This window comes from Bdellovibrio sp. GT3, from assembly GCF_037996765.1.
Lineage (GTDB): Bacteria > Bdellovibrionota > Bdellovibrionia > Bdellovibrionales > Bdellovibrionaceae > Bdellovibrio.
Window position 1 is genome coordinate 382715 of the sequence record NZ_JBBNAD010000004.1, and the last position, 26166, is coordinate 408880.

Below are 26166 nucleotides of genomic sequence, written 5' to 3' on the forward strand. Positions count from 1 at the left end.
GGCGCTTGGTCGGGGTCACTTTTTGAAATTCAATAGTTCTTCAGGAAAACGAGTGGTTTGGGAAGGATGCAGCAGGCGATTGTAGAACACATAATTGCGCATCGTAAGCTTGATATACGCGCGGGTTTCCTCGTAAGGCACTTCCTCGATAAACTCCACGGCATCAGAGCGGAAGCGAGTCTTCAACCAGCCACGGATAGCGGAGTCATTGGCGTTGTAGCCTGAAACTGCCAGAATGTACTGATTGTCGTACTTCTTCATCAGATTTTTAAGTTCAAAGGCCCCCAAGGGGATATTGATCTCTGGTTTGTACAGGTCTAAGGCTTCTTTGTACTGAAGGCCATAGGTGCTGGCCAGATTCTTAGAAACGCTTGGCAAGAGTTGCATCAATCCAAAGGCATCCACAGGGCTGCGGGCTTCCGGGTCGAACGCTGATTCCTGACGAATGATTCCGTAAATGAACTCCTGAGGAATACCACTCTTCGTGGAAGCTGCAGCCACGATATCGCCGTAGGGCTGAGGGAATAAAAGTTCCGGATGGTCGTTAAGCAGGCGATCTTTAACCTCTGGTTGCAGGGAACCCAGTGTCGAGAAAAGCGGGAGATAAAGTCCCGCACGAGCGTAACCCGAGAACATTGTCAGCCATGTTGTTTCGTCAGTGACATTTTCTTTTTTAAGATCATCAGAAGCCTGGTTCAGGGCTTTTTCTGCAAATTTCTTTTCGTTCACTGTGATCAGCCACTCAATTTGCAGGCGCAGGCGGCCTTGCAATTCATTTATACCTAACACTGTGGCATTGGCTGAATTTTGAGAGCTGGCTTTGATGGCTGGATATTCGCGATTCAACTCACGATAGGCCATCATGCCATAATAACCCAAAGGATCTTCTTTAATCAGGCTTTCCAGCTCGGTTGTGGATTCAGTAGCTTTACCTTGGTTCTTGAGTGACCGGCCCAACCAGAACTTCGCTTTCATCTTGTCAGATGAATCTTTGACAGTATCACGCATTTGCTCAAGGTTTTTAGAGGCCTCGTCAAAGCGTTGCAGCTTGTAGTAGTTCCAGGATTTCATCCATGCGAGCTTATCGCGCAAGCCAGCCTGACTGACCGGTTGCTTGTAACTTTCCTCGTAGAACTCCAGAGCTTTTTCGAAGTTCCCTTTTTCCTCTTCGATGCGACCTTTGATAAAATAAACTTCATCCATCGGATACAAGCCACGAAGTTCGCGGTTGGTTGCTGTCAAAGTTTTATAAGCGAGCGTGGTTTGATCTTCAGTCCACAATGTCTTGGCCAACAAAACTTGAGCGTCGTGGTATCGTGCCAGAGCTTTGCGGTCCTTTTTGTTTGCCAGATATTGTTTCTTTGTGGTGTTCGAAAGCTCCGTCGTAGCATTGACGTAGTCCTGCTTGCGCTGGGCCACCTTGTAGGTCATGCGAACATTTTTGGTTGCTTGAAACTTGTCTTCGTTGCTGGCTTCTTTGTTGGATAGGATTTTACGATAAGTCGCCAATGCCGGGTCAAATTCACGATTAAAGCGTTGATCCATGGCAACCGCACTTAAATCCTTAAACTCCGGAGCAGGATTTAAACGGGGAGAGTTCGCATACAGCTGCTCTTGAGCTTCCGTGATAAGCTCTGGAGATTGTAGTTTCTGAGCGTTCTCCAAAGCCTTTAAGAGGTAGTCCTCTTTTTTCTTTTTATTGGTTTCAACGGCCGCTTTGGCCAGATAGGCCTCGGCATCATCCTTTAGGTCGGTCGTTGCGGCAGAAGCTTTTAGTTTGATATCAGCAAAAAGTTCCGCGTACCACGGATTGATAGTCTCAGGCAGCGGATTTAGTTTTACCTCAGACGCGCAGACTTCATAAGCGCGTAGTAGTGCCAGATCATGAATAGGCAGCTCGTGAAGGCTTGATAACTGTTTATAGTTATCGCATGCCACTTTGGGGTCTGATTTCTTTTTGGTGTTTGCTTCCAGGTAAAGTCGAACCCATTCAGGATTATCCTGGGGGATCAATCTTTTTTCAAAGCGAGTGTCTTGGCGCGAAGTGGTCGCGCAACCCATAAGAACTGATAAAAATGAGAGGGTAATAAAAAAACGAGGCATGAATTAAGCTTAAGCCGTTCATGCCTCGTGTGCAAAGGATTAGAAAATTACAGACGACCACCGCGTTGAAGCGCTTCGATGCGAACCTCAAGCGGTGGATGAGTCATCATAAGTCCAGCGATGCCGCCTTTGTCGCGGTTGGAGATCATCAGCGTTGCTGTCTGACCTTCTTCTGGTGGAATTGGCAGGTCATAAACGGAACGAAGCTTTTGCAAAGCTGCGATCATGTTTTCGCGAGAGGAGTATTTTGCGCCACCAGCGTCAGCACGGAATTCTCTTTTGCGAGAATAGTAGTTCACCACAAATGATCCCAGGAATGTGAATGCGATATCACCAATGATAACGCAGGCAAAGTGCACGATGCCGCGCATTTTCTCGTCCACGTTTTGCGCAATCAAATTTGCCAGGATACGGGAGAAGAACATCGCAAAGGCATTTACGATACCTTGGATCAAGGTCATGGTAACCATGTCACCATTCGCGATATGTGCCACTTCGTGACCAAGCACGCCTTCAAGCTCTTTTTCGTTCATTCTTTGCAGCAATCCTGTGGAAACCGCTACCAAAGATTTACTTTTCGAAGGACCTGTTGCGAATGCGTTGATGTCTGGAGATTCATAAATCCCGACTTCCGGCATTTTTGGAAGTTGCGCGCGACGAGCCAGATCGTGAACTGTGTTCACAAGGTGACGAAGCTCTGGATTTGAGTTGTTTGGTTCAATGATTTTTACACCATGGAACATCTTTGCCATCCATTTGGACATCAGCAAAGAAATGAAAGCGCCGCCCATACCCCAAACAAGACAGAATGCCATCATGAATGGAAGGTAACTGTTCAAACCGGTCAAGCCCAATACGCGGCTTACGATCGACCAGACGATACCGATGGTCACGATAACCATAACGTTCGTCAGTACAAATAATCCGATTCTTTTGAAAAATGCCATTTTTATAACTCCTTTAAGAGACATGTTAATTTTGATGTCTCTCCAGGAATTGTCAATAGGGGCACCTCTTCAAATCTGTTAAGAAGAGGTGCTAAAAACGACTAGGTTGTAACTGGCTGTTTTTGATTTTTTTGGCCCGTGCCGCCATTCGGTGTGGTGCTAAATTGGAACCGCAAAACGTCCTTATCCAGATCCACATTGACACGTCCACCATCCATAAGGCGACCGAATAAAAGTTCATCAACCAGAGCTTTCTTCAAGTGTTCGTCCACAGTTCTTGCCAACGGACGGGCACCATAAACCTTGTCGAATCCTTTTCTCATCAACCACTTGATGACATCCTGAGAAACATTGAGTTCCACTTTTTTCTGCAGCAATACCATTTTCAGTTCGTCGACAAATTTCTGAGTGATTTTTAAAATCATGTCATCAGAAAGATCGCGGAAGGAAACAACGGCATCCAATCGGTTAATGAACTCTGGCGCAAAGGCTTTTTTGATCGCATCCATGGAAAGGCCGCTGCGGCTTTCTTCCACGAAACCGATTGTTCCTCGTGCAGTTTCTGCGGCACCAGCGTTGGAGGTCATGACGATGACGGCATTCTTGAAGTCAGCAACGCGACCGTTGCTGTCCGTCAAGCGACCCGCATCCATCACTTGCAGAAGGATGTTGTTGATATCCGGATGCGCTTTTTCGATCTCATCCAGTAGTAGTACACAGTAAGGGTGTTTGGAGACGGCTTCCGTCAACAAACCACCTTCTTCATAGCCCACGTATCCCGGAGGCGCACCGACCAGTCTTGAAACCGCGTGTTTCTCCATGTACTCACTCATGTCGAAGCGTTCAAAGTGAACGCCCATGATCTGCGCCAGCTGACGGCATACTTCAGTTTTACCGACACCGGTCGGGCCAGTGAACAGGAAGCTGCCAATCGGTTTATTGGGACGGCCCAAACCACTGCGTGCGAATTTGATGCTCGCAACGAGGCGGTCGATGGCCTCGTCCTGACCAAAGATCAGTGCTTTGAGTTTCTTATCCAAATCGCGTAACTGAGTTTTTTCAGTCGAAGAAATGGTCGCGATTGGAAGGTTGGTCATTTTGGCAATAGTCTCTTCGATTTCGCCGATATCGATAGTCAGTTCTTTGTCTGTGTTATCTTTTAAACGGAAATGCGATCCTGCTTCGTCCAGGACGTCGATAGCTTTGTCGGGCAGAAGTTTTCCGTGAATATGCTTTTGCGACAATTCGACGGCAGATCGTAAGGCCGCATCTGTGTATTTCACATGATGAAAGTCCTCGTAAGCCTTGCGCAATCCAGTCAGAATCTTGATGCAGTCTTCGTTGGTCGGCTCGTTGATGTCGATCTTTTGGAAACGACGATTCAAGGCACGATCCTTTTCGAAGTACTGACGGTATTCCTGGTGAGTGGTGGAGCCGATACAGCTGATTTCACCATTCGCCAAGGCGGGTTTTAATAAATTCGAAGCATCCATCGAGCCACCGCTGGTAGCTCCGGCGCCGACGATTGTGTGGATTTCGTCAATGAACAAGATCGTGTGGGGACGTTTGGCGATTTCTTTGACGACGGCTTTTAGGCGTCCTTCAAAATCACCCCTGAATTTGGTGCCAGCAAGCAAGCCGCCCAAATCCAAGGAATAAATCACGGCGGATTTTAATTTTTCAGGAACATCGCCGTTGACTATTTTCTGAGCAAGGCCTTCTGCCACCGCTGTTTTACCAACACCGGGTTCGCCGATCAAAAGAGGATTGTTCTTAGTGCGACGACACAGGACCTGAATCGTTCTTTCGATCACATCCTCGCGGCCAATAAGTGGATCGAGTTTTCCGGATTTGGCTTTTTCGTTCAAGTTCACGCAGAAACTTTCAAGGGGAGATCCGCGACCTTCCTCGAAGGATTCCTGATTGAAGTCCGTTGAACGTGGAGCTGCTGACGGAGGGGAGTCGTGCTCTTTTCCGTCTTTGGTAATTCCATGTGAAACATAATTGATGATGTCGAACTGGGTCAGTCCCTGACGGGCCAGTGCAAATGTCGCATGGGAATCTTGTTCGTAGAACAAAGAAATTAAAAGACTGCCTTCGCTGATTTGATTGCGGCCAGCACTTTTCATCTGAATGGCGGCCCGTTGAATCAAGCGGTGACAGGCCAGCGTGAATTCCGGATTCCAGGAATCAAAACCACCATAGGAACCTAATTGTTCATCTGTGATTTGTGGGATGCCGACCTTCAGGTGTTCGCGCAAGTCCGTGCGAAGTCGTTGCACGTTGACCGCGCAGGCTTCCAGGATTTCAACCATCACCGGAGATTCTGAAAGAACCAGCAGGATGTGCTCCAGGGTTACGAACTCGTGGCGATGACGTTTTGCCAGCTCGGTGGCTTCTGCTAACTTTCGTTCTAGCTCGCGGCTCATCATGGTTCCTCCTCCAGTGTGCTCTTAAGGGGATTCTGATTAAGTTGTGCGAATTGGTTGACCTGCATCACTTTCATCTCAGCTATTTCCAGACTGAAGACTCCTGCAACACCGGCACCTTTCTTATGTACATCTAACATTATTTTCGTGGCTTCTTCTTCTGATTTCGCGAAGAACCGACGCAATACAAGAACGACGAAGTCCATAGGGGTATAGTCGTCATTAAGAAGAATGACCTTGTACATCTTCGGAGTGTCTAGTTTTGGGACGAGCTGGACCCCGGCTTCGCCGTCGGGAGATCCATATGGATAGTTGTTGTTCCGATTACCGTTTTCATCAGCCATGGGTTTATTCTACTCCTTGTCTCACATTGAGCACGAATTTGATGGAGGCAAGTCTAGTGGATTTAAAAAAGCTGGAGATTGGTCGTGTCTCATTTGCAGGTATAGCTCATGTTGAATCCCAAAACAAAACTTCGTTTCCTTGTAGTCACTTTGGTGAAGATCCCTTGATTTCATTATTCAGTTTTGACACACTTATGTCGATAAGCATTAGGTCAGTTTAAGTAAACGGAATTTTTTAAAAGACTAAATGGAGGTCTTCAGTGAAAAGAACTACTAGAACGTCACAGGCGGGTTTCTCCCTAGTGGAGTTGATGGTCGTCGTGGCGATTATCGGGGTGTTGGCATCAATCGCAGTGCCAGCAGTTAATAAGTACATCGCGAAAGCGCGTCAGTCAGAAGCAAAGACAAACTTGGCTTCGTTGTATACTTCAGAGAAAGCATTCTTCTCCGAGTATACGACTTACGATTCTCGTTTCCAAGCGATTGGCTATTCTCCTGAAGGTCAACTTCGTTACAATGTTGGCTTTTCAGCAGCACACACAATTGCGACAGCAGCAGCGAACGGTTTTGCAACACCTGTAACAGTTGCAGCAACAAATACTGGTACATTTTGTTTAGGTATTGCGGTTGCAATGCCAACGAATGGTACGGGCCCTGGCTGCAAAATGCTAGCTCCAGCGAATGGTACGGCAACAATTTCCGCATTGCCTGCAACTGCCGGAACTGGCAATACGTTTCGAGCAGCAGCGGCAGCAGTTATTCATAGTAGCAGCGGTGCTCCAATTGATCAGTGGACTATGACTGATATGAAAGTGCTTTCAAATACAGTAAATGGTATTCCATAGTTTGAAGAAATCATGAGCGTGGTGAGTTTATATTCGTCATGTTTAAAGTCAAAAATCCCAAGCATCCTGCTTGGGATTTTTGCGTTTGTATTAGTTGTTGGAACTCAGCAAACAGCAGTTATTCCTGTAAAAAATGTACAAGCAAAGTACATCGCCCCTCCACAAATGTTGGAGAGATTTGCCTTCGGCTACGCTGAAGTAATGGCAGACACAATCTGGATTCGAGCAGTTCAAGACATGGACTACTGTGATGAGGTTTCCGGAAAAGTTGGCGAAGTCTCAATTTGTGCCAATGATTCCTGGCTGTACAAGATGATCGATACAATCACGAACCTGTCGCCAAAATTTCGCGCGCCCTATGCAGTGGGTTCATTAGCGCTGACGATCTTGATCACCGATGTTGACGGTGCGACAAAAATTTTTGAAAAAGCAGTGAAAGAGTTTCCAACAGATTGGCCTATTCTCTACCGCGCGGCCTATCACTATATGTACGAAGTGAAAGACAACAAACGTGCAGCAGAACTTCTGATCCAGGCAGCAGATCATGGAGCACCTCCATGGACTCGGACTCTGGCGGGACGGTTGTACTCTGACTCCGGCAACCTTGATCTTGCAAAAAGCCTCCTTCAAAACATGAAGGACACAAACCAAGACGAGCACCTCATCAAACGCCTCGAAGACAAGATCCGCAGCATGGATCCTCAGTTTAAATAGCTCTCGCTTAACGCAAGTCGTCCGCAGGGCCTCTAAGTGCCCATTTTAAATCAATAATTCCTCTTTTTTGCATTCCGCGTTTGACGAATCCTAACAAAGCACCATATTTTTAATCGTTAATTCATAGCGCATATTGTTGAAAATGGACGAGTCATGGCCAAACGAGATTTTTACGAAATTCTAGGTGTCGAAAAAGGCGCCGATCAGGACACAATCAAAAAAGCGTATCGTAAGATGGCGATGCAGTACCATCCGGATAAAAATCCCGGCAACAAAGAGGCAGAGGAAAAATTCAAAGAAGCTGCCGGTGCCTACGAAGTTCTAAGTGATACACAAAAACGCGCGCAATATGATCGCTTCGGCCACGATGCATTCACTGGCCGCGGTGGTGGCGGTGGATTCCAGGATACGGAAGACATTTTCTCGCACTTCGGTGATATTTTCGGTGATTTGTTCGGTGGCGGTGGTCAACGTCAGCAGCGTCGCAATCGCAATGAACCGCGCCGCGGTTCTGATCTTCGCTACGTCACTGAGATCAATCTAAAGGATGTGATCTCGGGCCTTGAAAAAGAAATTGAATTCGATACCGATGAAAATTGCAAAGTCTGCAACGGCTCTGGGGCAGAGAAGGGTTCTCACCCGGAAACCTGCCACACTTGTGGTGGTTCAGGTCAGGTTGTGCGCTCGCAAGGTTTCTTTGCCATGGCTTCGACATGCCCAACCTGCCATGGTCAAGGCACTGTCGTAAAGAATCCATGCAAACCCTGCAAAGGCAAAGGGCGCACCAGCGTTCATAAAAAGATCCGCTTGAACATTCCTCCAGGTGTCGACACAGGAACTCGTTTGCGTGTGGCGACTGAAGGTGAGGGCGGTTACATGGGTGGCCAGCCGGGTGACCTTTATGTTGAGATTCGCGTAAAGCCTCACAACAAATTCGAACGTCGCGGTGATGACTTGATTGGCGAAATTTCTGTTCCTTACATCCAGATGCTTTTGGGTGGCGAGGTCGAAGTGCCAACGGTAACCGGCAAAGCAAACGTGGAAATCCCCAAGGGCTGTGAAAATGGCGATAACGTGAAACTTTCAGGTGAAGGCCTGCCTTCACTGCGCGGCAACCGTCGCGGTGATATTTACTATCATGTCAGCGTTGAGTTCCCGGATAAGCTTGGTAAAGAAGAAGAAAAACTTCTTCGTGAAATTGCCAAAGAAAAAGGCCTGAAAGTCAGCGGCGGCAAAAAGCTGTTCGGCTAGTTTTACCTAGTGCGGGTTCTCAGGATGGACCCGCATTCTGTTCATGTCGTGGGTTTCGTGAAATTCAGTGTAGCTCGGAACCACGCGTCCCCCATCTGATTCAAACCGCATTTCAGCCGCACGTATCTCACTTAAAGAGTGGCTGCGGTCTTCTTCTTCCATAACAGCGGCATGCAGGCGTCCTTCGGCATCTTTCGGAGAGATGTGATATTTCTCGGCCAGAAGATCAATGACGGCTTCTGCACTCTCATTCAGTGAGTTGAGCTCCTCGTCCGTAATTCTGTCCCAGCGGCGATGAACCGCTGACGTCACAGCATCCCAGTTTGAATCTTGGCTTTCTCTTGATTTGTCCATAACCACCTCGTTCTTATTCTACTCTTTTTGGGGCTCATGGAGTGTCTGTATTTCCTCATATCTATTGCGAGTTGTCTCCGATGTGACTGGGCAAAGTAAGTGAATTGCACCCACCATCGTCCGGTCGGTGGTTCACACGCCTTAAACAGGCATAAAATAAAGCTGCACGATAGAGGAGGCAGTTATGGCAACACGCGAGAATAAACAAGCAAGCAGTAGTCGTGAATCAGTCAACCGTGAACGGGATAGCTCTTTCCGGGCTGATAAAAAAGCTGGCAGCGAAAAAGTGGAACGCGAAGCGCGCACTGATGTTACGAAAAAAGGAACAGATAACTTACACTCTTCCAGAAAATCTGGGAGCCGTATGAGTGAAGATGAAGATGTTTTCTAGGGGCCGCGAACCAGCTTCCCATTGGGAAGCGCCATGCAGTCCCGACCAAGGGAGCCGATTCCAGAACTGAAGGACTTGGGCTCCCTTGGTGCATCTTGACTAAAGAGAAATCAGCTGACAGGGTGGATCCAGCAGAGGTGCGTATGAAGTATTTCGTGATCTTGATTATGGCGATTTCATTGAGTGGTTGCAGTTACTTTAAGGATCGTTATGGGCAAAAACCGGAAATTGATCTGGCAAACATTTACTTCCAAAACACCACACCTCTATCGACAACCATGGTCTTTGTTTTGAGTGTTAAGAATCCCAATAAAATTGATCTTAAAGTCGAAGAGTTGACCTATGAGGTTCAGCTGGATCAAAAAGAATTTGCCAAAGCCACGACAGATAAACTGATCACGATTCCAGCGGGGCAGACTTCTCAAGTGGAACTACCATTGCCGGTGAGCTTCCTAAAAGCGATTGATGGCATCACTAAAGTTTTAAGCGGGCAGGATGTGGGTTATGAAATTCTGGGTGAAGCTAAAGTTTCAGGAATCAGATTGCCGTTTAACGAAAAAGGCCAATTCAATATGAATGGCCTTACTAAAAAAGAATAAAATGGGAAGCCGGGATTCGTTTCACACCCGCTGCGGTGGTGGGGGCTTCGTCTGAGTAAAATACGCGGCGAACGAACCAGCAATTATTTGTAATAAAATTTCATTTGCGGGTGTTTTCAGCGTGCACCACAGAGCTAACATTCAAATAAAATTTCCACATCGCGACCGTTGATGTTGGTTGTAAAATCACGCAGCCGTGGGTCTTTTAGAGTGTTTTAAATCCGATTCACAAGCGTTCTTCCATTGTGTTCTGGTCTTATAAAAGACCCAAATTCTGGTCCCAAAAAGTCGTGATATGGTTCCTTCAATTCCATACCCGCTACGGAGGTAAGAAATGAAGGACACTGCTTTTAAAATTGGTTACTTGTCGAATGTCGATTTGCTTGCGCGCTTCGGAAAGCTGGTGCAGACCGAGCGAAAGATCATGCACCTGGTATTGGAGTGCATCGCAGAAATAGATGCGCGAAAGTTATACTTGGAGAAGGCCTATCCAAGTCTTTATGAGTTTTTGATCGAAGCATTTGGATATAGCCCCTCGGCCGCCATCAGACGAATCGAAGCAGCGCGCCTTTTGCGTGAAGTTCCGGAGGTGGCGCAAAAGATCGAAAGTGGTTCTTTGAACTTATCACAGCTGTCGAAATTCCAGCAGGCCGTGCGAACTGTTCAAAAAATAGAAGATCGAAAATTAGATGTTCAAGAAAAGATAGAACTTTTGAGCCGCATTGAGAGCACCACTCAACAGCAAACCGAAGTGATTTTATGTCAGGCTTTGTCCTTGCCCATCATTGTAGAGAATAAACAGAAAATCCACGGAGACGAATCCGTCACGCTGACGATCACATTTAGCAAAGAGCAAATGGCGGTCTTAAAGCGGGCTCAGGATTTAATTGCTCATGCCGTGCCGGCTAAAGACTGGAGTGAGGCTTTGACTTATTTGGCGCAAAAAGAAGTGCGCCGTCGAATCGTTCACACCCGCTGCGGTGGTGATCTGGAAAAGATGGCCTAAAAGAAATGCCCCCGGTTGAGTTCCGGGGGGGCTATTTGTTTTAGCTAGGCTTTTTTTACGAATTCTGATTTTAAGTTCATCGCGCCGAAGCCGTCGATTTTGCAGGAAATATCATGACCATCGCCGCCATCTTGCAGGCGAATGTTTTTTACTTTGGTTCCCACTTTAACTACGGAAGAGGAACCTTTGATTTTCAAATCTTTTACGACAACAACAGTGTCGCCATCTTGAAGAACATTTCCATTGGCGTCTTTAATAACATGGGCTGCATTGTCTTCGCTGATTTCGGCGGCTGCAGATTGCGCCGTCCACTCATTGGAGCACTCAGGGCAAATCCAAAGATTGCCATCTTCATAGATATTTTCGGAACCACATTGCGGGCATTTGTTTTCAGTACTCATAAAAGCAATGTTAAACATTACGAGTTGATGGGCAAGCTATTAATCTTTCAGGATTGTAAAATTGGCGCATTGATCGAAGCTTGCAGTTTAACATGATGAGCGGTTAAGTGATTTTAAAGGAGATTATATGAAAGCGTTTTTGATTCTATTGGCTACTTTAAGTGTAACGGCTCAAGTGAATGCGGGCGAGATCGTTCTTGAAACAAACAATCACCTTTATCCGATTCCAGGTCGTGGTACGAGTTGTACGGCGATGAATGCCGGGCGTGAACAGGATCTGTCAGCACCTCATGTGAGCATTTCTGAACTTTATGTGACCAACAAAACTTCACAAAACTTCTATCCAACTCGTTTGACTTTCACAACGGGCGACACGGGCTACGTTTGTTCGTACACGGGGCAAGTTTTGGCTGATTTGGGCCTTGCGAAAAATATCCAACCGGGGCAGAGAGCGCAGACATTCTGCAACATGAAGTGTGGAGCCGTTCCTTTTGGGCAAATGGCGAAACCAGGCTATCTGACTGTTTACGGTCATATGAGCGATGGGCAAACTGTGGAAGCCACAGCTGAAATTGAAGTGATGAACTAGTTGCGTCCAATGCGTTAAAATAGTAGTTTCACCGCCGAGTTCCTCTAATGGGAGTGCGGTGAAGCTATGTCTCAAGAACAGAAAATGTACGAAATGATCGGCGGTGAGCCGGTCCTTAGAAAAGTCTGCCAACGTTTTTACGAAATTATGGCGACCTTGCCTGAAGCCAAAGGGATTCTGGAAATGCATCCAGAAAATCTGCGGGGTTCAGAAGAAAAACTCTTTATGTTTCTGTCTGGCTGGTTGGGGGGCCCTAACCTATTCCAGGAGCGCTTCGGACATCCACGTCTGCGTGCGCGACACCTGCCTTTTTCAATCGGAAAATCAGAGCGCGATCAATGGATGCTTTGCATGGTTATGGCATTTGAAGATGTGGGCATTCAAGAGCCCATTCGCAGCGAGCTGTTACACTCGCTTTTGAATTTGGCTGATCATATGAGAAACAAACCCGAGGCCTAAAACCGAACTTTACAAAGTGACAGTCTTTGGCAGGCGCAGGGATCTTTTCTTTTGGAAGTAGTAAACCGGAACACCCAGCACGATAATAAACAGACCCCAAAGACTTTCTTGTGGGCTTGTCATCAGTGTATTAATCAGTAACAAAACTGCCACTATTAAAAACACCACCGGCACCACCGGATATCCCAGGGCTTTGTAAGGGCGGGGTGCGTTCGGCATGGTCTTTCTGAATTTGAATACAGATGAAGTTACCAGCGCATAGAAAATCCAGGAAGCAAAGATCACGTAGTCTGTCAGCTGATCAAAGGATCCCGTCAGTGCAAGGGCGATGGACAAAGCTGCTTGAACCAAAATGGCGATATATGGAGATTCAGATTTTGGATGAAGCTTGGCCAATGCCGGCAGGAACAATCCGTCCTTAGCCATTGCGTAAGGCACGCGGGCGTTGGTCAGAATAGAACCATTCATTGCTCCGATGGCTGAAAACATCATGGCGATTCCCAAAAATAAAATACCAGAAGGCCCCATGAAAGTTTCAGCAACTTTGGCTGCCACTGGCAATGCATTAGGATGAGTCTTAGAGCTGGAAGTCAGGACTTCATTAAACGGCAGTGCATAGAAATAGCAATAGTGAATGGCGCCGTATAGGCCCAGAATCACCAATACGCCCAACCCCAAAGCCAAGGGAATGTTGCGGGAAGGATTCTTAATTTCTCCTGCGACCATGGGCATATTGTTCCAACCATCATAAGCCCACAGAGCTGCCAGCAGGGCTGCCCCAAATGCACTGAATCCTGGGAATACGGAACCCGAAGCCATAATGTTTTCGTTGCTGCCAGTGGTGGAGGAAATCAGAACGCCGCCAATAATAAATAACAACATGGCGATTTTTAGGAAGGTCATGAAGCTCGCCAAGCGTCCATTCAGTTTGACGTTCATGCAGTTAAGGCCAGAAAAGAAAACAATCAGCACGATCGCAAATCCCTTCAATCCGCCCATCCACTCCAGATTCATAATGGGAGCTGCAAATGTTGCTGTTCCCACTGCATAGGCTGCGATGGTCCCAGGTGCTCCCACCCAAAAGCGCATCCAACCATAAAGATACGCAGGCATCTCGCCAAAGGCTTCTTTTAAATAAACGTATTCACCGCCAGCGCGGGGAAAAAGAATTCCGATTTCTGCGTAGGTCAAGGCTCCGGCCAAGGAAAGCAATCCAGCCACAACATAAGCTATCAGAACCCAGGTAGCAGAACCCAGGTACTGAGACATGATCGCTGCCTTTAAAAAGACCCCCGTGCCCAGGATGGTTCCCACCACCAAGGAAAATACGGGAATAAATCCTAAAGTTCGATGCATTTCATTTTGTGGTGTCATAAACCGCTTTCTCTAGATGTTAAACTTCGTTGCCAAGTGCAGGCGAACCTGTGCCAGGGCCCGGTGATAGTCTTCATGGTCCTTTATAATCCTATGAGCGTGGGCCTTGGAAGGCTCTACAAACATATTGTGCATGGGGCGGACTTGGAGGTCGAATTGTTTCTGAACTCCCTCAGGAGTGCGGCCTCGTTCTTGAACATCGCGTTGCAGACGGCGTTCAAACCGAATGAACTCAGGAGTGTCAAAATAGATGGCTTCATCCAATTCGGCCCGAACTTCGGGGGAGTGTAAAATCAGAATTCCATCCACGAGGACAATGCGGGTGGGGTGTTTACTTTCTGTTTCAATTTTGCGAGTGTGTGTGACGAAATCATAAATTGGTACAGACAGGGCTTTGCCATCTTTCAAAGTGCGAAGGCCCTGCGCCAGTAGAGGGAAATCCAGGCTGTCCGGGTGATCGAAATTAACAGAACCTCCATCGCCGTCAAAACGTGCTGATTGATCGTGGTAGTAGTTATCCTGATACAGGATACTACAGTGGTCCTTGCCCAGCAGGTTTTGCAGCTCCCGGGCGAAAAATGTTTTCCCGGAGCCGCTGCCGCCAGCCACGCCAATGATGTGAGGTCGTTGTGAGTTCATGCGCACCTACTTAGTTTGAAAAAGTCTGTCTCCGGCATCGCCCAGGCCCGGAATCAAATATCCCATATCATTCATCTCGGTTTCAATATCCAAAGTCAATATTTCGACATCAGGATGAAAATGTTGGATTTTTTGAAGGCCTTTTTCGCTGACCAGAATACTAAGAACCTTGATTTTACCCACGCCATAGCTTTTCAAGCGGTCGATGCAGGCCATAATGGTGTCAGCTGTGGCAATCAAGGGATCGCACAAAAACACTTCTTTGCCCAATACATCAGGGGGCATTTTGAAATAGTACTCCACCGTGTTGTTGATAAATTTGTCCCGGTAAATTCCGATGAAACCTGTGCTGGCGAAAGGAAGCATTGAAAGGGCCGCATCCAGCATTCCGTTTCCGGCGCGCATCACTGACACCACGATAGGTGGGTTGCTGATGCGATAAGCCGTGGCTTGGGCCATCGGTGTCTCGATGTTGACCTTTTCCATTTGGGACCAATCCTTCATGGCTTCGTAAACCAGAATTTTCGTAACCTCTTTAACGAGCTCACGGAAGTCATGGGAGTAGGTGTTACGATCTCTCAGGTAACCCAATTTGTGTCGTAATAGCGGGTGATTGATAACTTTCATACGTGTTTGCATTTAAAAAACCTCAGAATAAATTAAAAAACAGTTCCATCACTTTGAATGCGCAGGGGAGGGGATCCGTCGGCGCGTTTGTCTTTGGCCGCTTTGCGACCCGCCCACCAGGTGCCCCCTTCAAGAACTTTTGCCAATGGAAATTCGGTGGAGTCTTTTTTAAGTTCTCGTTGCACAGCCTGGCCAATTCGATCCAGCAAACTCACTGTCAAACCACGCCACTCGATGACGATTTCAGAGTCAGGAGTGTGGATTTCTTCAGCCATTGAGGGATCTTTCAAAGTGATCAGCCCCAGATCCAACAGCAGGCCGCCATTGCGATACTCCGCAAGACCGGTCAGTTGATCGATGTCCGTCAATTTAAAACCAGCCTCCATCAAAGGTTCCATCAAGGAATAGGTCATCCACTGGGATAGTTTATGGAACGAAGCCATTCCTCCGGAAATCTTTGGATACTTCCAGGTATCCCCAAGGTTGACGCCATTCATTTGCATGCGACCCGGCCAGATATCACCAAGTCCATCAAGGACTGCGCGCAAAAGCTGCGGCCCGGTGACGGTTTTGCCATATTTTGCATCCAGGTAGTCGACCATGCTGCCAGGTCGTCCCAACGGGAAAATGTCTTTTTTCTCTGAGACGGCCTTGCCTAAGTTGTGCAAAAGCTGCAGACGTCCCTCGACGCCAACCAGTGGATTCCGAGAGGATACTTGAAATATCTTGCACAGAGCTTCGCGGCTTAAGGTTCTAAGGCCCAGATCGGTCGCCTGAAGCGGTTCATCCAGATCATCAGAAAGATAACCAATAATAAATAAGTAATAGCTGGCAATCCCCAAGCCCTCGGAGCGCTGAAAGATTTTGCCGGTGCTTTCTTCTTTGAATGACCAGATATTGCCGGCTCCGGCATCAAGGAGAACAGAAGGAATGACCAGGTCCAATTTAATACGGGCCTGCTCCATCGGATCCAAATGTTGAATGCGCTTACGCAACCAAGAGGCACGATCAACGTGCCCAGCCTTGAAGTGCCCCCAACGTGAATGGAAGGGGATATCAAGTTCCGGATAGTTTTCACGAATGACCTGTAGGACGTAGTTGACCACACCGTTCATCTTTTCCGGATGATAGTTGAAGTGAGTCTGACCTTTTTGCGTCAGCTCCAGGATTTGCTCAGCACTGTGGCGAACGGCTTGTGGAGAGAGAAGAAAATCCACGCCCTCCATTGCATAACTAACGTTGCTCATCGATACCTCTTCCTTGCACCATGGCCAGTTCGTGAACGGATTTCTGCATGCCCTGACTAAAGTATCCGGCGGCTTTCTTGGCTTCAATTTCGACCTGGGCATCGGCAGGAATTAGGTAGTCGGGAATTGAAATTCGATTCACGACCGAGATACCACTTTTAACAATGGCATCGTATTTCATGTTGCTCATCGAATGCAGATTGTGAATTTTTGTAATTCCAAAGAAGTTTAAAATATCCGGCATCAACTCCTGGAAACGGGCATCCTCAACTCCCGCGACACATTCTGTGCGATGGAAGTAAGTGGCAGCAGAGTCTCCGCCAACTTGGCGTTTTCGGGCATTGTAAACCAGGAACTTGGTCACTTCGCCAAGGGCACGACCTTCCTTGCGGTAGTAGGCGATGATACCAACTCCACCTCGTTGAGCGGTACGGGCCGCATCCTCGATGCCGTAAATCAAATAGGGACGGCATGTGCAAATATCAGATCCAAAAACATCGGAACCATTGCATTCATCATGCACCCGGCAAGTCAGTTCGATTTCGGGATTTGCCAGATCCTTGGGATCACCAAAAATATAGACAGTCGTGGATCCGATAGGTGGCAGCATCACTTTCAAATCCGGGCGTGTCACCAACTCTGGGAACATGCCGCCAGTTTCCTGAAACAGAATTTTGCGCAAATCACCTTCATCGACGTTCAGGCGTTTGGCAATACCGGGCAGGTACCATACCGGTTCAATGGCGACCTTGGTTACTTTGACGTCTTTGTTTTCTGTGATTATTTTGCCGTCAATTTTCAGACGACCTTTTTCCAAGGCTTCTGTGATCTCGGGAATTTGCAGGCGAGCCTGAGTGACGGCAATAGTTGGGCGCACATCGTAGCCACAACCGTATGCTTCCTGAAAATGTGCCGGGATGTCAAAACCCCACGGATCCAGTGACACGATTTTGTCAGGGTCATACCAAGAAGGAAAAGGTCCGATCTTCACAGGGCTTTCAGTGTTGTGCAAGTCTGGACGATGATTGGTAGAGTAGCGACCTTGGGCCACAGATAAAGCCCGGTAGACCGTGTAGCTGCCGCTATGTGTGCCGATGGCATTGCGTTTTTTCGAATCCGTCAAAGAGCCCACGACGGGACCGCGTTCCTTGGAGGATTTGGCGCCCCATTTGATCGGCAGGCTTTCTTTAAACACATGGCTGGAGTGAGAAGTTAAAACAACGTGAGGTGATCTTTTCAGTTCATTCATTATGACATCCAATTATTGTCGTGTTGTTGGTCCCATTTGACTGTGACTTTTTTTAAGTTTGACCAAAAATCCAAAGAAGAAGTTCCGGTTATGTCGCCATGACCGAATTTGGATTGATTGATACCGCCGAAAGAGAATGGTTCCCGTGGGACGGGGACGCCCACATTCACTCCGACCATTCCGGTGCTTGCCATAGAAATCACTTTTTCGGCCAATGCGCCGGAAGAAGTGAAAACCGAACAGGCATTGCCCATCAGTGAAGAGTTCTCGATTCTCATGGCTTCTGAAATATCTTTGCAGCGAACGATACAAAGAACCGGTCCAAAGAGTTCAAGTTTGGAAATTTCCTGATGTGGCGACACGTAATCCAGAATTGTAGGGCCAATCCAGTTGCCTTGCTCCATACCTGGGGGCGGGGAGGCCTTTCTGCCATCGAGAAGAATTTTTGCACCCTCGGCGACTGCGTTTGCAATTTGATCATGCAGGAATTTGACTTGCGCCTTGCTGATGATCGCTCCCATGTCTTTGCCAAGTTCCAGGGAGCTTGCACGGTCGATAATTTTTTGAATGTGGTGACGAACCTCACCAACCGCGAGCACAACAGCCGCGGCCATGCAGCGTTGACCTGCGCATCCGGTGAAGGAGTCACTGATCCCGATGCCAGCAATTTCTGGATTTGCATCTGGAAGCAAGACAATATGATTTTTTGCTCCGCCAAGGGCGAGAATGCGTTTGCCGGCTTTAGTGCCACGCTCGTAGACCGCGCGGGCCACTGGTGTTGAACCGACAAAAGAAAGAGCCTGGACATCCGGGTGATCCAGAAGGGACTGCGCCACTTCGGCACCGCCTTGCAGAACTTGAAAGATGCCATCCGGAAGACCGGCTTCCTGCAGTGATTGGGCAATCTTCATCGAAGTCAGCGGTGTCTTTTCAGAGGGCTTCCAAATATAGGCATTGCCCAGGGCGAGTGCCGTTGGAATTGTCCAGAAGGGAACCATCGCTGGGAAGTTGAAAGGCGTGATACTGGCCACAACTCCCACAGGCATTCTGCGATACTCACAGCTTACACCCCGGGAAACTTCCAGCTTTCCGCCGACATCCAGATTTTGCAAAGATGTTGCAAATTCCAGAACCTCGATGCCTTTCATCAAACCGGCTTTTCCTTCCGCAAAAGTTTTGCCAGACTCTGAACTTTTTAAATGAGAAATTTCATCGATGTCGCGCAATAGAATTTGACGAAGCTGGAATAGAACTTTCGTACGCTCTTTAATAGGTGTCGCGGCCCATTCTTTCTGAGCTCTGCGTGCGTCTGCGATGGCAGTTTGAACCTCTTCAGAGGAAGATTGGTGAACTTCGCCAATCAAGGCCCCATTGTGCGGGGAGTGAATAGAAATTTTAGAACCCGTTCCAGCTTTGAATTTTCCAGAGACAAAATTCAAAACAGGAATGGGCGAAAGAGGAATCTTAACGCTCATAATCCGACCTTTATTACGTAAGTTTTAAAGACCTGACTTTATTGAAGAGCGGTAAGAATTATCAAATTAAGAAAGATTCATTAGCAATTAGAAATGACTGCCGTTTTCGTAGTAATTCTTTTTTTCGAGAGGAATAAAGATAACGGCGATATCATCTTGAGGACATAGTGCTTTTACTTTTTCAGTGATGATCATTGCACTTTTATCTTGCACCTCTTGGGACCTTTGAAACCAAAGAACCTCAACGAAGGGATACTCACCACCGCTTTGGCCTTTAATGAAATATTGAGTGTTGATGAGTTCAAATGAGAAATTGTCCTCACTTGTTTCCATCGAAGGTGCCAGTTGCTGTGGTAAGGTCTGGCTTAAATTCGCAACTTGCTCAGCTTTCATTCCGCGAAAACGTATATGTGGCATATGTATGATCTCCTGAATAGAAAATATGGAACAAACTCAGTTTCGAATCAAGCTTGTTAAGCCCCGGGTGGAAACACCCGATCATTTTAGCGTTAATTTGGAGGCTGAAATGAGTGTACGTATATGGAATGGGCGAAGTTATCGCTATAAAACACTGGCATTGTTAATTGCAGCGCTGGTTCCCCTATGGGCGATTGTGTTGTTTTATTTGATGCCGATGGTTCGCGACAACATGTACGAGGATCGCAAGGTCATGTTACACAATACCGTTGATCTCGCCTCCAATACAATCCAACGATACTACAAGCAGTTCGAGGATAAGAAGATCACCGAAGAAGAGGCGCAAAAGCTGGCGCTTGCGGCGATCTCTGAGTATCGCTATGCCGGCAGTGAATATTTTTGGATCAACGATTTTGGCCCGAATGTGTTGATGCATCCAATTAAGCCAGAGTTGGATGGTAAAGATGCCGGCGGGATCAAGGATCCTAACGGAGTGCATTTGTTCAAAGAGTTTGCGTTGATGGCGCAAACACCTGCGGCGGAAGGTTTCGTGAATTATATGTGGCCGAAACCAGGCTCGCCTCATCCGGTTCCTAAAATAAGTTTCGTCAGACAATTCAAACCTTGGAAATGGGTGGTTGGAACTGGCGTCTATGTGGATGACGTTGAAAAAATGGTCGCGGCAGTGCGCTTGAAAGTCATGATCGGATTCGGTCTGGCTTCGTTCATCGCCTTTGCGGTTTTTGCGATGTTTTCAAATAAATTGATGAAGTTCTTAACTCGTACGGTTGTTGATACCAGCGATGCCAGCAAGCAAGTGAAGGAAGCATCAAACATGCTTTCCAGTGCCGGTCAGAACGTGGCGCAAGGATCCGTTGAGTCGGCTGCAAAAATTGAAGACACGCTGGGTGCGGTGCGTACGCTGAGCGAAGTGGTTGGTGCCAATCAGGAGCGCGCAAACCAGGCTGCGAGTCTTGCGCAAAGTTCGGAGCAAGGGGCTGCCACGGGCGCTGATGAGATTCGTCGTCTGATGGAATCCATTACGGCCATGTCCAAGATCTCTGAGGAAATCACTTCGGCGATGGACATCATTGATGACATCGCATTTCAGACAAATCTACTGGCCTTGAATGCAGCGGTGGAAGCTGCCCGGGCCGGGGAGCAGGGTCGTGGTTTCGCCGTGGTGGCGGATGCAGTTCGTACACTTTCGTTAAAATCTGCGGAAGCGGCCAAGGAAGTAAAAGCGGTTGTGACCAGCAACGTGAATCAAACAAGGATTTCTCTGGATCTGGCACAAAAGAGTGATGAAGTCTTAAATGAGATCGTCAGTTCTGTGAAAAAAGTCAGCATCCTGAACAAGGAAATCGCAGATACCACTCGTGACCAAACAGAAGGAATTCAATCCATCTACAAATCGATGGAGGGGTTGGAAAGACAAACTCAGGCGTTCTCGGCTGCGGCAGAGGAAACGGCTGCGACTTCAGAAGAAATGTCTGCCCAAGCCAGCAACCTTGAGTTGATGGTCAATAATATCGCTGTGGAAGTCGTGGGTAAAAAGGCCGCCTAAAAGGTGGCCGAGCCCGGCATTTTCAAGTAAGCCAGCTCTTCTTTGGTTGAAGGCCGTCCCAATATTTCATTGCGATAGGGGTAGCGGCCGAACCTGTCGATAAGGATCTTGTGTTCCAGTTCATACTCCAGGGAGTTTTCAAGGCCCTGTTGAGAGAATAAACGTACAGCCTCTTGGTGTATCAGATCTGATTCACTGTGCATGAATGGCATATACAGGAAGACTCGTTCGTCACGATCCAGTTTTTGATCGTCCCCGGTTGCAATCGCCTCCTGTGAGAGGGCCAAAGCGAGGCCGTCGTTTTTAAAGGCCTCCGGGGTATCTCTGAAAATGTTACGAGAGAATTGGTCCAGAACAATAACTTCAGCCAGACGCCCGCGAGGCGTTGCTCGCCAGCGAAATGTCTCGCATCGTTCTACTTTTCTGTAGGTTCCCAAAAACTTTTGAAGAATCTCCCGGTCCAGGTCAGGCTTTTTAGCAAACCAGAGTTCGGGATTTAGCTCTTCAAACCAGAAATTGAGAACGCGTGAAGCTTCTGCATCCATGGATTGATAGTACAAATTTTAAAATCAGTTCGCACTTGTGTAGCTTCTTCCTTGTCAAAATACGCGGATACAGGCAGCGTGATGCTATGAGTGGAATTAAATTGATTGCTTCCATCGAGGCCGTCAAGGGCATCGCGGTGCTTTTTGTCAGTATCGGAATTCTAAGTTTGATGGGACAGGACATTCAAAGAGTGGGTGTGCAGGTCTCCCATTACCTCGGAGTGGAGCACAATCATTTTTATAAGTCGATATTCACTGCGCTGAAGGAACACAGTCAAATACTCCGGCAGCTGGCTCTGTTGGCATTGGCGTATTCAGCATTGCGATTTGTCGAGGCCTATGGATTGTGGAATGAACGCAGTTGGGCTGAGTGGTTGGCAATTGTTTCCGGGGGCATTTATCTGCCATTTGAGATCTTGAAGCTCATCGAGGGTTTTGCCTGGTGGAAAGTGGGCATCACGGTAGTGAATGTCCTGATTGTCGCTTACTTGATTTATTTTAAAATTCGCCGGGACCGGCTTTTAAAATGACACGGCCGACCTTATGAGGGTCGGCCCAAAGTATTTGGTTTGAGGGGAACCGCTGACCTTGTTTGTGTCAGCGAGGTCTTAGTTAAACCACTGACCTTGGTAGTTTTGTGGATAACATGCCCATTGACCGTAAGAATTGATTTTATACCCGAAGAAAGCCACACCGTTTTGACCGCGGTATTGAGTACAACCAGCCTCCGGCAAGCAAGTTCCATTCACCAGAACATAACCTGATTGACCGTTACAAGTTGGAGTGCCAGTCGTAGTTGTTGTGCTGTAAGTACCAGCCACACACATATTAGTAGAGTAGTCATAACCAAAGTTTGCAGCGTAACCCATGCTAGTACATTGAGCTGTTGGCAAGCAGCCTTTATTAGTTACGTAAGCGTATCCAGTTCCGCAGGAGTTAGCTGCAGTATTAGATGAACCGGAAGAATTGCTCTTAGAGCAATTGGCCAAGAATAATGTCATACCCATCAAAAGAACCGTAAGAATTGTTTTCGTTTTCATATCATCCCTCTTTGTTAAAAAAACGTCTCACTTGGGTAATACTCAAGGTCCGTGCCATCCGGGGCCACCCAATGCCTGCGTTTATTTTGATCTGAGTGTCTCGATTTGGAACATCGGCCAAGTCGGACGAAAAATGTTAGACAGTCGTTAGTTCCCGAATTCCACAATCCTGCAACATTTAGGGTCTAGAATTTCTTTATAAGCACTGGAGAGGAATTTATGACAGAGGATATGCAATTACATATATTACTGAGCAAGCTGACGATTGATTTTGAAACGGCTCTGGAAGAGTTCTTTCAGGAGTACAAACTAACCACCACTAGATTCATCATTCTGAACCTTCTTTATAATAGTCCCGATGGGATGACTCCAACAGAGACAGCCAAGGCGGTGGGGGTTACCAATGCGACGATTTCAGCCATCATCTCGAATTTGAAACAGGTCGGATGGATTGATTCCCGTCAAAAGTTGGGGGACAGTCGTTCATACAGCATTGTTTTGTCAGACTCAGGTCTGGAACTAATGAATAAAGTCCTGCCAGTTTATAATCAAAACATCAGTCAAATGTGGTCCCAGTTCAGTAGCGATGAGAAACGGAATTTAGGGAACTTAATGACTCGAGTCAGTCAGCTGGTCGGGGTCATGAGCAAGAACAATTAACTCGAGTTATCAAATGGTTATACCGATAAGATACCTATGAAAAAGGGTCTTATTGTTTTAGGAATCGCACTTGTGGCGGCCTTTCTGTTTCGGGAAGGTCAGCGTGAAGGCGTATCGACCCTGGCTAAAAACACTGGCAAGTCTCTGGATGTTCAAACGGAGAAGCTTTCGAATCTCGACAATAATACGAACGTGAGCAGTCCATCTCAACAGGCGGTGGCAGTGCAGCCGTCGCCATCACAAACTGTCGCCGAAGAAGACCCGGCTCAGATGCAGTCTCGGGAAATTGTTCCGCGTGAACTGGCACGTCCTCAAGCTCATCCTAAATTCGCAAAACCTGATTCCGGGGATTTAAAAGGAAATTATCTTTTTAGAAGTTCCTCTTGGAAAGTATGGACGGGGGTTCGTGCGGTTCCAAAAGTAAATGTGGAGCCAGGTGATGAGGTTGTGGGGCTGGCTGCGGGTTATGCGATAATCAGGGATTCTGCAATGCTCGGTGACGAGAGAAACTTTTCGCTGGCAGCTCCTATGGTGGTCTTTAACGAAAACGCCGGAAAAGTGGGCGTCATTCCTGGCCGGGTTGAAGTGAAGTTGAAGGATGCAAGACAGATTGGTCAGATTGAAAAGGAATACGGACTGAATGTTGTAAACCGATTCCCCCATCTCCGCCTGTTTTTTGTTACATCGTCATTACAGAATTTCGATTTAAGCAAACTGGTTACTTTTTTAAAAAAAGACAAGCGTGTTGAAAAAGCTGATTTAGAGATTGTGAGTGGCAACCGTGTTAAGAACTAAAAAGATTCTATCAGCTTTCCTTCTGGCTTTAAGCAGCGTGACTTTGAGTACGTTGCTGGTGAACTGCAATGGCAGCGGTTTTGAGCTGGCCGACTCGTGCTTTAATGATGGCGGTGACCCGTTGTTTTCTTATGCGTGGCACTTGGCTAACTGTGGGCAAAAAGGCCTGTCCAAAAATGGTGGAACCAGTGGCGTGGATTTAAATTTGCGTGCGACGTGGTCTGCGGGGATATTGGGGAATGGCGTAAAGGTTCGTGTGTCAGATGATGGTCTTCAGCATATTCATGAGGACCTCAGCCCAAATTTTCAAACTGTACAACTTAGATCTCGGGACTATACCACGGGGAGTCCCTATGATTTCGCGACAGCTGCGCCACATGATTGTCCGAATGCCGATCCAGCTTTATCTGCTTATGATGATCACGGAACTGCAGTTTCCGGGCTTATTGCCGCAGCCGGTGGCAATGGGGTGGGGTCGCGCGGAGTGGCTCCAAAAGCGCAATTAAGTATTGCAAATCTTTTAAGCTGTGCCGTGACTCAAGACAATGCGATGATTCTTGATCAGGCCACTGGCACGGACTTCGATGTTCTGAATATGAGTTGGGGCGTGGATCAGAACTCGTTGCCAGAAGTATATGCTGCTTATGAAACTCAATTGGAGACAGCTGTGACCAGCTATCGCAGCGGCAAAGGTGCGATTCTGGTGAAGGCGGCGGGAAATTTCTTTACGACTGAATGCCATCATACGGCATCCGATGACAATTCAAGCAGTACTTGTGTTGGTAATTCGAATTTGGACGGGGACAATACAAACCCATACCAAATCCTGGTGGCGGCTTTGAACGCCAAAGGTTATGCTTCCAGCTATTCTTCGCCCGGTGCGAACATTTGGATTTCGGGCTTTGGTGGGGAGTTCGGTTATACGAATCCCGCGATGGTGACGACAGATCGCTCCGGTTGCAGTAATGGATTTTCCTACACTGGAAGCTCGACGACAGTTCCTTTTCAGAATGGAAGTTCGCCAAATACAAATTGTAATTATACGGCGACTTTCAACGGAACATCTTCGGCTGCGCCGACGGTATCTGGTGTCGCAGCGTTGTTGTTGGAAGCCAACCCCAACCTGACTTGGCGGGATGTGAAATACATTTTGGCAAAAACGGCCGTGCCTATGGACTACGTGACAACGGGTTCAATTTCTCATCCATTGGGGACGTCGGTTCCGTCGGGCTATTCTTGGGAGTTGCCTTGGAAGACCAATAGTGCCGGATTTAAGTTTCACAACTGGTATGGTTTCGGCAAAGTAAACGTGGATGCAGCTGTTGCCATGGCAAGATCCTATAGCACTTCACTGGGCACTTACTTCGAGAGTCCTTGGTTGTCATTTATGGGGTTGAGTTTGGATATTCCTGCGGGGAGTGCTGCTGGTGTGACCGATACCCGAAGCATTACAGTGGGCACCGATCAGGATGTAAAAATTGAAAGCGTACAAATTCGTCTTCAGGTCACGCACACGGATTTATCAAAAGTGGCTATTGAGTTAACTTCTCCGTCGGGCATGCGTAGTATCATCGTAAACATGCACAACACTCTGACGACTGTTGCGAACTATAATAATGAAGTCTTTCTGTCGAATGCCTTTTATCAAGAGCGTTCCTCTGGATTGTGGACGATCAAACTGGTTAATGCCAGTGGAACCGGTACACTGACAAGCTGGGGAATCAGATTCACCGGCGTGAAGTAAAAAAAAAGGCCCCGGATGGGGCCTTTCGCTTTATTGAACTCCTGCTGATTCGCGTGGAGGTCTTTCTCCTCTACCAGGACCACCAAAGCGAGTCGGTGGTTCAATGCCTTTTTCCTTTAAACAAGCATCCATGGCAGTTCTTTGCTCTTCAGTGGGGGCTGTCGGTCTTTGGCCGGGCTCGGGGCGTTCCATACCCGCAGCTTCGGCGCAGGCTTGAAACGCGGCTCTTTGTTCGGCGCTGGGGCCGCCGCCGCGAGGTCTTTCGGATTGTTGAGCCAGGGCAAAGGATGTCGAGTGCAGTGTGATAATGGATGCAGCGGTCATGAGGATCTTTTTGGAAATTTTCATAATATCT

General features: G+C 47.5%; 29 protein-coding genes. 13 read left to right on the plus strand and 16 right to left on the minus strand.

The genetic code is table 11. The features are described from left to right. Positions 1 to 15 precede the first annotated feature (15 nt). The 4 genes from AAAA73_RS03480 to clpS all read right to left on the minus strand — a co-directional run bounded on the left by AAAA73_RS03480 (position 16) and on the right by clpS (position 5823). The gene (locus tag AAAA73_RS03480) at positions 16 to 2103 is read right to left on the minus strand and encodes a transglycosylase SLT domain-containing protein (protein WP_340596776.1); all 2088 of its coding nucleotides are present in this window, start codon (positions 2101 to 2103) and stop codon (positions 16 to 18) included. Positions 2104 to 2150: 47 nt separating this feature from the next. Continuing rightward, on the minus strand, positions 2151 to 3050 hold the full coding sequence (gene htpX, locus AAAA73_RS03485; protein WP_340596777.1) for a protease HtpX: 900 nt from the start codon (positions 3048 to 3050) through the stop codon (positions 2151 to 2153). A gap of 101 nt (positions 3051 to 3151) precedes the next feature. Beyond that, entirely contained in the window at positions 3152 to 5482 is a 2331-nt protein-coding gene (gene clpA, locus AAAA73_RS03490; RefSeq protein ID WP_340596778.1) for an ATP-dependent Clp protease ATP-binding subunit ClpA, read from the minus strand. Further along, complete coding sequence (gene clpS / locus AAAA73_RS03495) at positions 5479 to 5823, minus strand: ATP-dependent Clp protease adapter ClpS (protein ID WP_340596779.1); 345 nt, start codon at positions 5821 to 5823, stop codon at positions 5479 to 5481. The genes clpA and clpS overlap by 4 nt, the downstream gene beginning before the upstream one ends. Positions 5824 to 6083: 260 nt before the next feature. Between clpS and AAAA73_RS03500 the strand changes: the two genes are divergently transcribed. From AAAA73_RS03500 to dnaJ, 3 genes are all read left to right on the plus strand, one after another. Beyond that, entirely contained in the window at positions 6084 to 6668 is a 585-nt protein-coding gene (locus AAAA73_RS03500) for a type IV pilin protein (RefSeq protein WP_340596780.1), read from the plus strand. Between the two features lie 12 nt (positions 6669 to 6680). After that, positions 6681 to 7382, plus strand: a complete 702-nt coding sequence (locus AAAA73_RS03505; RefSeq protein ID WP_340596781.1) for a hypothetical protein — start codon at positions 6681 to 6683, stop codon at positions 7380 to 7382. Between the two features lie 153 nt (positions 7383 to 7535). Further along, entirely contained in the window at positions 7536 to 8633 is a 1098-nt protein-coding gene (gene dnaJ / locus AAAA73_RS03510; protein WP_340596782.1) for a molecular chaperone DnaJ, read from the plus strand. 6 nt (positions 8634 to 8639) lie between these two features. Here dnaJ and AAAA73_RS03515 read toward each other — a convergent pair whose 3' ends face one another. Next, entirely contained in the window at positions 8640 to 8987 is a 348-nt protein-coding gene (locus tag AAAA73_RS03515; RefSeq protein ID WP_340596783.1) for a hypothetical protein, read from the minus strand. A 184-nt stretch (positions 8988 to 9171) separates the two neighbouring features. Here AAAA73_RS03515 and AAAA73_RS03520 point away from each other — a divergent pair, with 184 nt between their 5' ends. The 3 genes from AAAA73_RS03520 to AAAA73_RS03530 all read left to right on the plus strand — a co-directional run bounded on the left by AAAA73_RS03520 (position 9172) and on the right by AAAA73_RS03530 (position 10983). Further along, entirely contained in the window at positions 9172 to 9378 is a 207-nt protein-coding gene (locus AAAA73_RS03520; protein ID WP_340596784.1) for a hypothetical protein, read from the plus strand. 143 nt (positions 9379 to 9521) lie between these two features. Further along, positions 9522 to 9977 carry an LEA type 2 family protein gene (locus tag AAAA73_RS03525; protein WP_340596785.1) on the plus strand — a complete coding sequence of 152 codons (456 nt, stop codon included), beginning with the start codon at positions 9522 to 9524 and terminating at the stop codon, positions 9975 to 9977. Positions 9978 to 10311: 334 nt separating this feature from the next. Then, positions 10312 to 10983, plus strand: coding sequence for a DUF222 domain-containing protein (locus AAAA73_RS03530; RefSeq protein WP_340596786.1), 672 nt, complete (start codon positions 10312 to 10314; stop codon positions 10981 to 10983). Positions 10984 to 11027: 44 nt separating this feature from the next. On the opposite strand, the gene AAAA73_RS03535 is transcribed toward AAAA73_RS03530, so the two are convergent. Further along, on the minus strand, positions 11028 to 11384 hold the full coding sequence (locus AAAA73_RS03535) for a zinc ribbon domain-containing protein YjdM (RefSeq protein WP_340596787.1): 357 nt from the start codon (positions 11382 to 11384) through the stop codon (positions 11028 to 11030). 127 nt (positions 11385 to 11511) lie between these two features. Between AAAA73_RS03535 and AAAA73_RS03540 the strand changes: the two genes are divergently transcribed. Both AAAA73_RS03540 and AAAA73_RS03545 read left to right on the plus strand, forming a co-directional pair. After that, the gene (locus AAAA73_RS03540) at positions 11512 to 11973 is read left to right on the plus strand and encodes a hypothetical protein (RefSeq protein ID WP_340596788.1); all 462 of its coding nucleotides are present in this window, start codon (positions 11512 to 11514) and stop codon (positions 11971 to 11973) included. A 66-nt stretch (positions 11974 to 12039) separates the two neighbouring features. Continuing rightward, positions 12040 to 12432, plus strand: coding sequence for a group II truncated hemoglobin (locus AAAA73_RS03545; protein ID WP_340596789.1), 393 nt, complete (start codon positions 12040 to 12042; stop codon positions 12430 to 12432). Positions 12433 to 12441: 9 nt separating this feature from the next. On the opposite strand, the gene AAAA73_RS03550 is transcribed toward AAAA73_RS03545, so the two are convergent. The 7 genes from AAAA73_RS03550 to AAAA73_RS03580 all read right to left on the minus strand — a co-directional run bounded on the left by AAAA73_RS03550 (position 12442) and on the right by AAAA73_RS03580 (position 19460). After that, positions 12442 to 13806: an APC family permease gene (locus AAAA73_RS03550; RefSeq protein WP_340596790.1), complete on the minus strand. Its 1365-nt coding sequence runs from the start codon at positions 13804 to 13806 to the stop codon at positions 12442 to 12444. A 12-nt stretch (positions 13807 to 13818) separates the two neighbouring features. Beyond that, positions 13819 to 14445 carry a uridine kinase gene (udk, locus tag AAAA73_RS03555; protein WP_340596791.1) on the minus strand — a complete coding sequence of 209 codons (627 nt, stop codon included), beginning with the start codon at positions 14443 to 14445 and terminating at the stop codon, positions 13819 to 13821. Between the two features lie 6 nt (positions 14446 to 14451). Continuing rightward, positions 14452 to 15084, minus strand: a complete 633-nt coding sequence (gene upp, locus AAAA73_RS03560; RefSeq protein ID WP_340596792.1) for a uracil phosphoribosyltransferase — start codon at positions 15082 to 15084, stop codon at positions 14452 to 14454. 20 nt (positions 15085 to 15104) lie between these two features. Continuing rightward, entirely contained in the window at positions 15105 to 16319 is a 1215-nt protein-coding gene (locus AAAA73_RS03565; protein WP_340596793.1) for a DUF1688 family protein, read from the minus strand. Continuing rightward, positions 16306 to 17568, minus strand: coding sequence for a GTP cyclohydrolase II (locus AAAA73_RS03570; protein WP_340596794.1), 1263 nt, complete (start codon positions 17566 to 17568; stop codon positions 16306 to 16308). The genes AAAA73_RS03565 and AAAA73_RS03570 overlap by 14 nt, the downstream gene beginning before the upstream one ends. Further along, the gene (gene mmsA / locus AAAA73_RS03575; protein WP_340596795.1) at positions 17568 to 19043 is read right to left on the minus strand and encodes a CoA-acylating methylmalonate-semialdehyde dehydrogenase; all 1476 of its coding nucleotides are present in this window, start codon (positions 19041 to 19043) and stop codon (positions 17568 to 17570) included. The genes AAAA73_RS03570 and mmsA overlap by 1 nt, the downstream gene beginning before the upstream one ends. Before the next feature lie 87 nt (positions 19044 to 19130). Next, the gene (locus AAAA73_RS03580) at positions 19131 to 19460 is read right to left on the minus strand and encodes a DUF1904 domain-containing protein (protein ID WP_340596796.1); all 330 of its coding nucleotides are present in this window, start codon (positions 19458 to 19460) and stop codon (positions 19131 to 19133) included. 109 nt (positions 19461 to 19569) lie between these two features. Between AAAA73_RS03580 and AAAA73_RS03585 the strand changes: the two genes are divergently transcribed. Further along, a complete protein-coding gene (locus AAAA73_RS03585; protein ID WP_340596797.1) occupies positions 19570 to 21027 on the plus strand; it encodes a methyl-accepting chemotaxis protein in 1458 nt (485 codons plus the stop codon). Here AAAA73_RS03585 and AAAA73_RS03590 read toward each other — a convergent pair. After that, positions 21024 to 21572: a DUF924 family protein gene (locus tag AAAA73_RS03590; RefSeq protein WP_340596798.1), complete on the minus strand. Its 549-nt coding sequence runs from the start codon at positions 21570 to 21572 to the stop codon at positions 21024 to 21026. The two genes, AAAA73_RS03585 and AAAA73_RS03590, sit on opposite strands and share 4 nt — an antisense overlap. Before the next feature lie 86 nt (positions 21573 to 21658). Between AAAA73_RS03590 and AAAA73_RS03595 the strand changes: the two genes are divergently transcribed. Then, on the plus strand, positions 21659 to 22102 hold the full coding sequence (locus tag AAAA73_RS03595; protein WP_340596799.1) for a DUF2127 domain-containing protein: 444 nt from the start codon (positions 21659 to 21661) through the stop codon (positions 22100 to 22102). Positions 22103 to 22180: 78 nt separating this feature from the next. Here AAAA73_RS03595 and AAAA73_RS03600 read toward each other — a convergent pair whose 3' ends face one another. Next, the gene (locus AAAA73_RS03600) at positions 22181 to 22612 is read right to left on the minus strand and encodes a hypothetical protein (RefSeq protein WP_340596800.1); all 432 of its coding nucleotides are present in this window, start codon (positions 22610 to 22612) and stop codon (positions 22181 to 22183) included. Between the two features lie 219 nt (positions 22613 to 22831). Here AAAA73_RS03600 and AAAA73_RS03605 point away from each other — a divergent pair, with 219 nt between their 5' ends. The 3 genes from AAAA73_RS03605 to AAAA73_RS03615 are packed head-to-tail and all read left to right on the plus strand — an operon-like array spanning position 22832 to position 25811. Then, positions 22832 to 23272 (plus strand): MarR family winged helix-turn-helix transcriptional regulator, encoded by a 441-nt coding sequence (locus AAAA73_RS03605; protein WP_340596801.1) that lies wholly within the window; start codon positions 22832 to 22834, stop codon positions 23270 to 23272. A gap of 36 nt (positions 23273 to 23308) precedes the next feature. Beyond that, the gene (locus AAAA73_RS03610; RefSeq protein ID WP_340596802.1) at positions 23309 to 24067 is read left to right on the plus strand and encodes a hypothetical protein; all 759 of its coding nucleotides are present in this window, start codon (positions 23309 to 23311) and stop codon (positions 24065 to 24067) included. Next, on the plus strand, positions 24045 to 25811 hold the full coding sequence (locus AAAA73_RS03615) for a S8 family serine peptidase (protein ID WP_340596803.1): 1767 nt from the start codon (positions 24045 to 24047) through the stop codon (positions 25809 to 25811). Before AAAA73_RS03610 ends, AAAA73_RS03615 begins: the two co-directional genes overlap by 23 nt. Positions 25812 to 25841: 30 nt before the next feature. On the opposite strand, the gene AAAA73_RS03620 is transcribed toward AAAA73_RS03615, so the two are convergent. Then, positions 25842 to 26159, minus strand: coding sequence for a hypothetical protein (locus tag AAAA73_RS03620; RefSeq protein WP_340596804.1), 318 nt, complete (start codon positions 26157 to 26159; stop codon positions 25842 to 25844). Positions 26160 to 26166 lie beyond the last annotated feature (7 nt).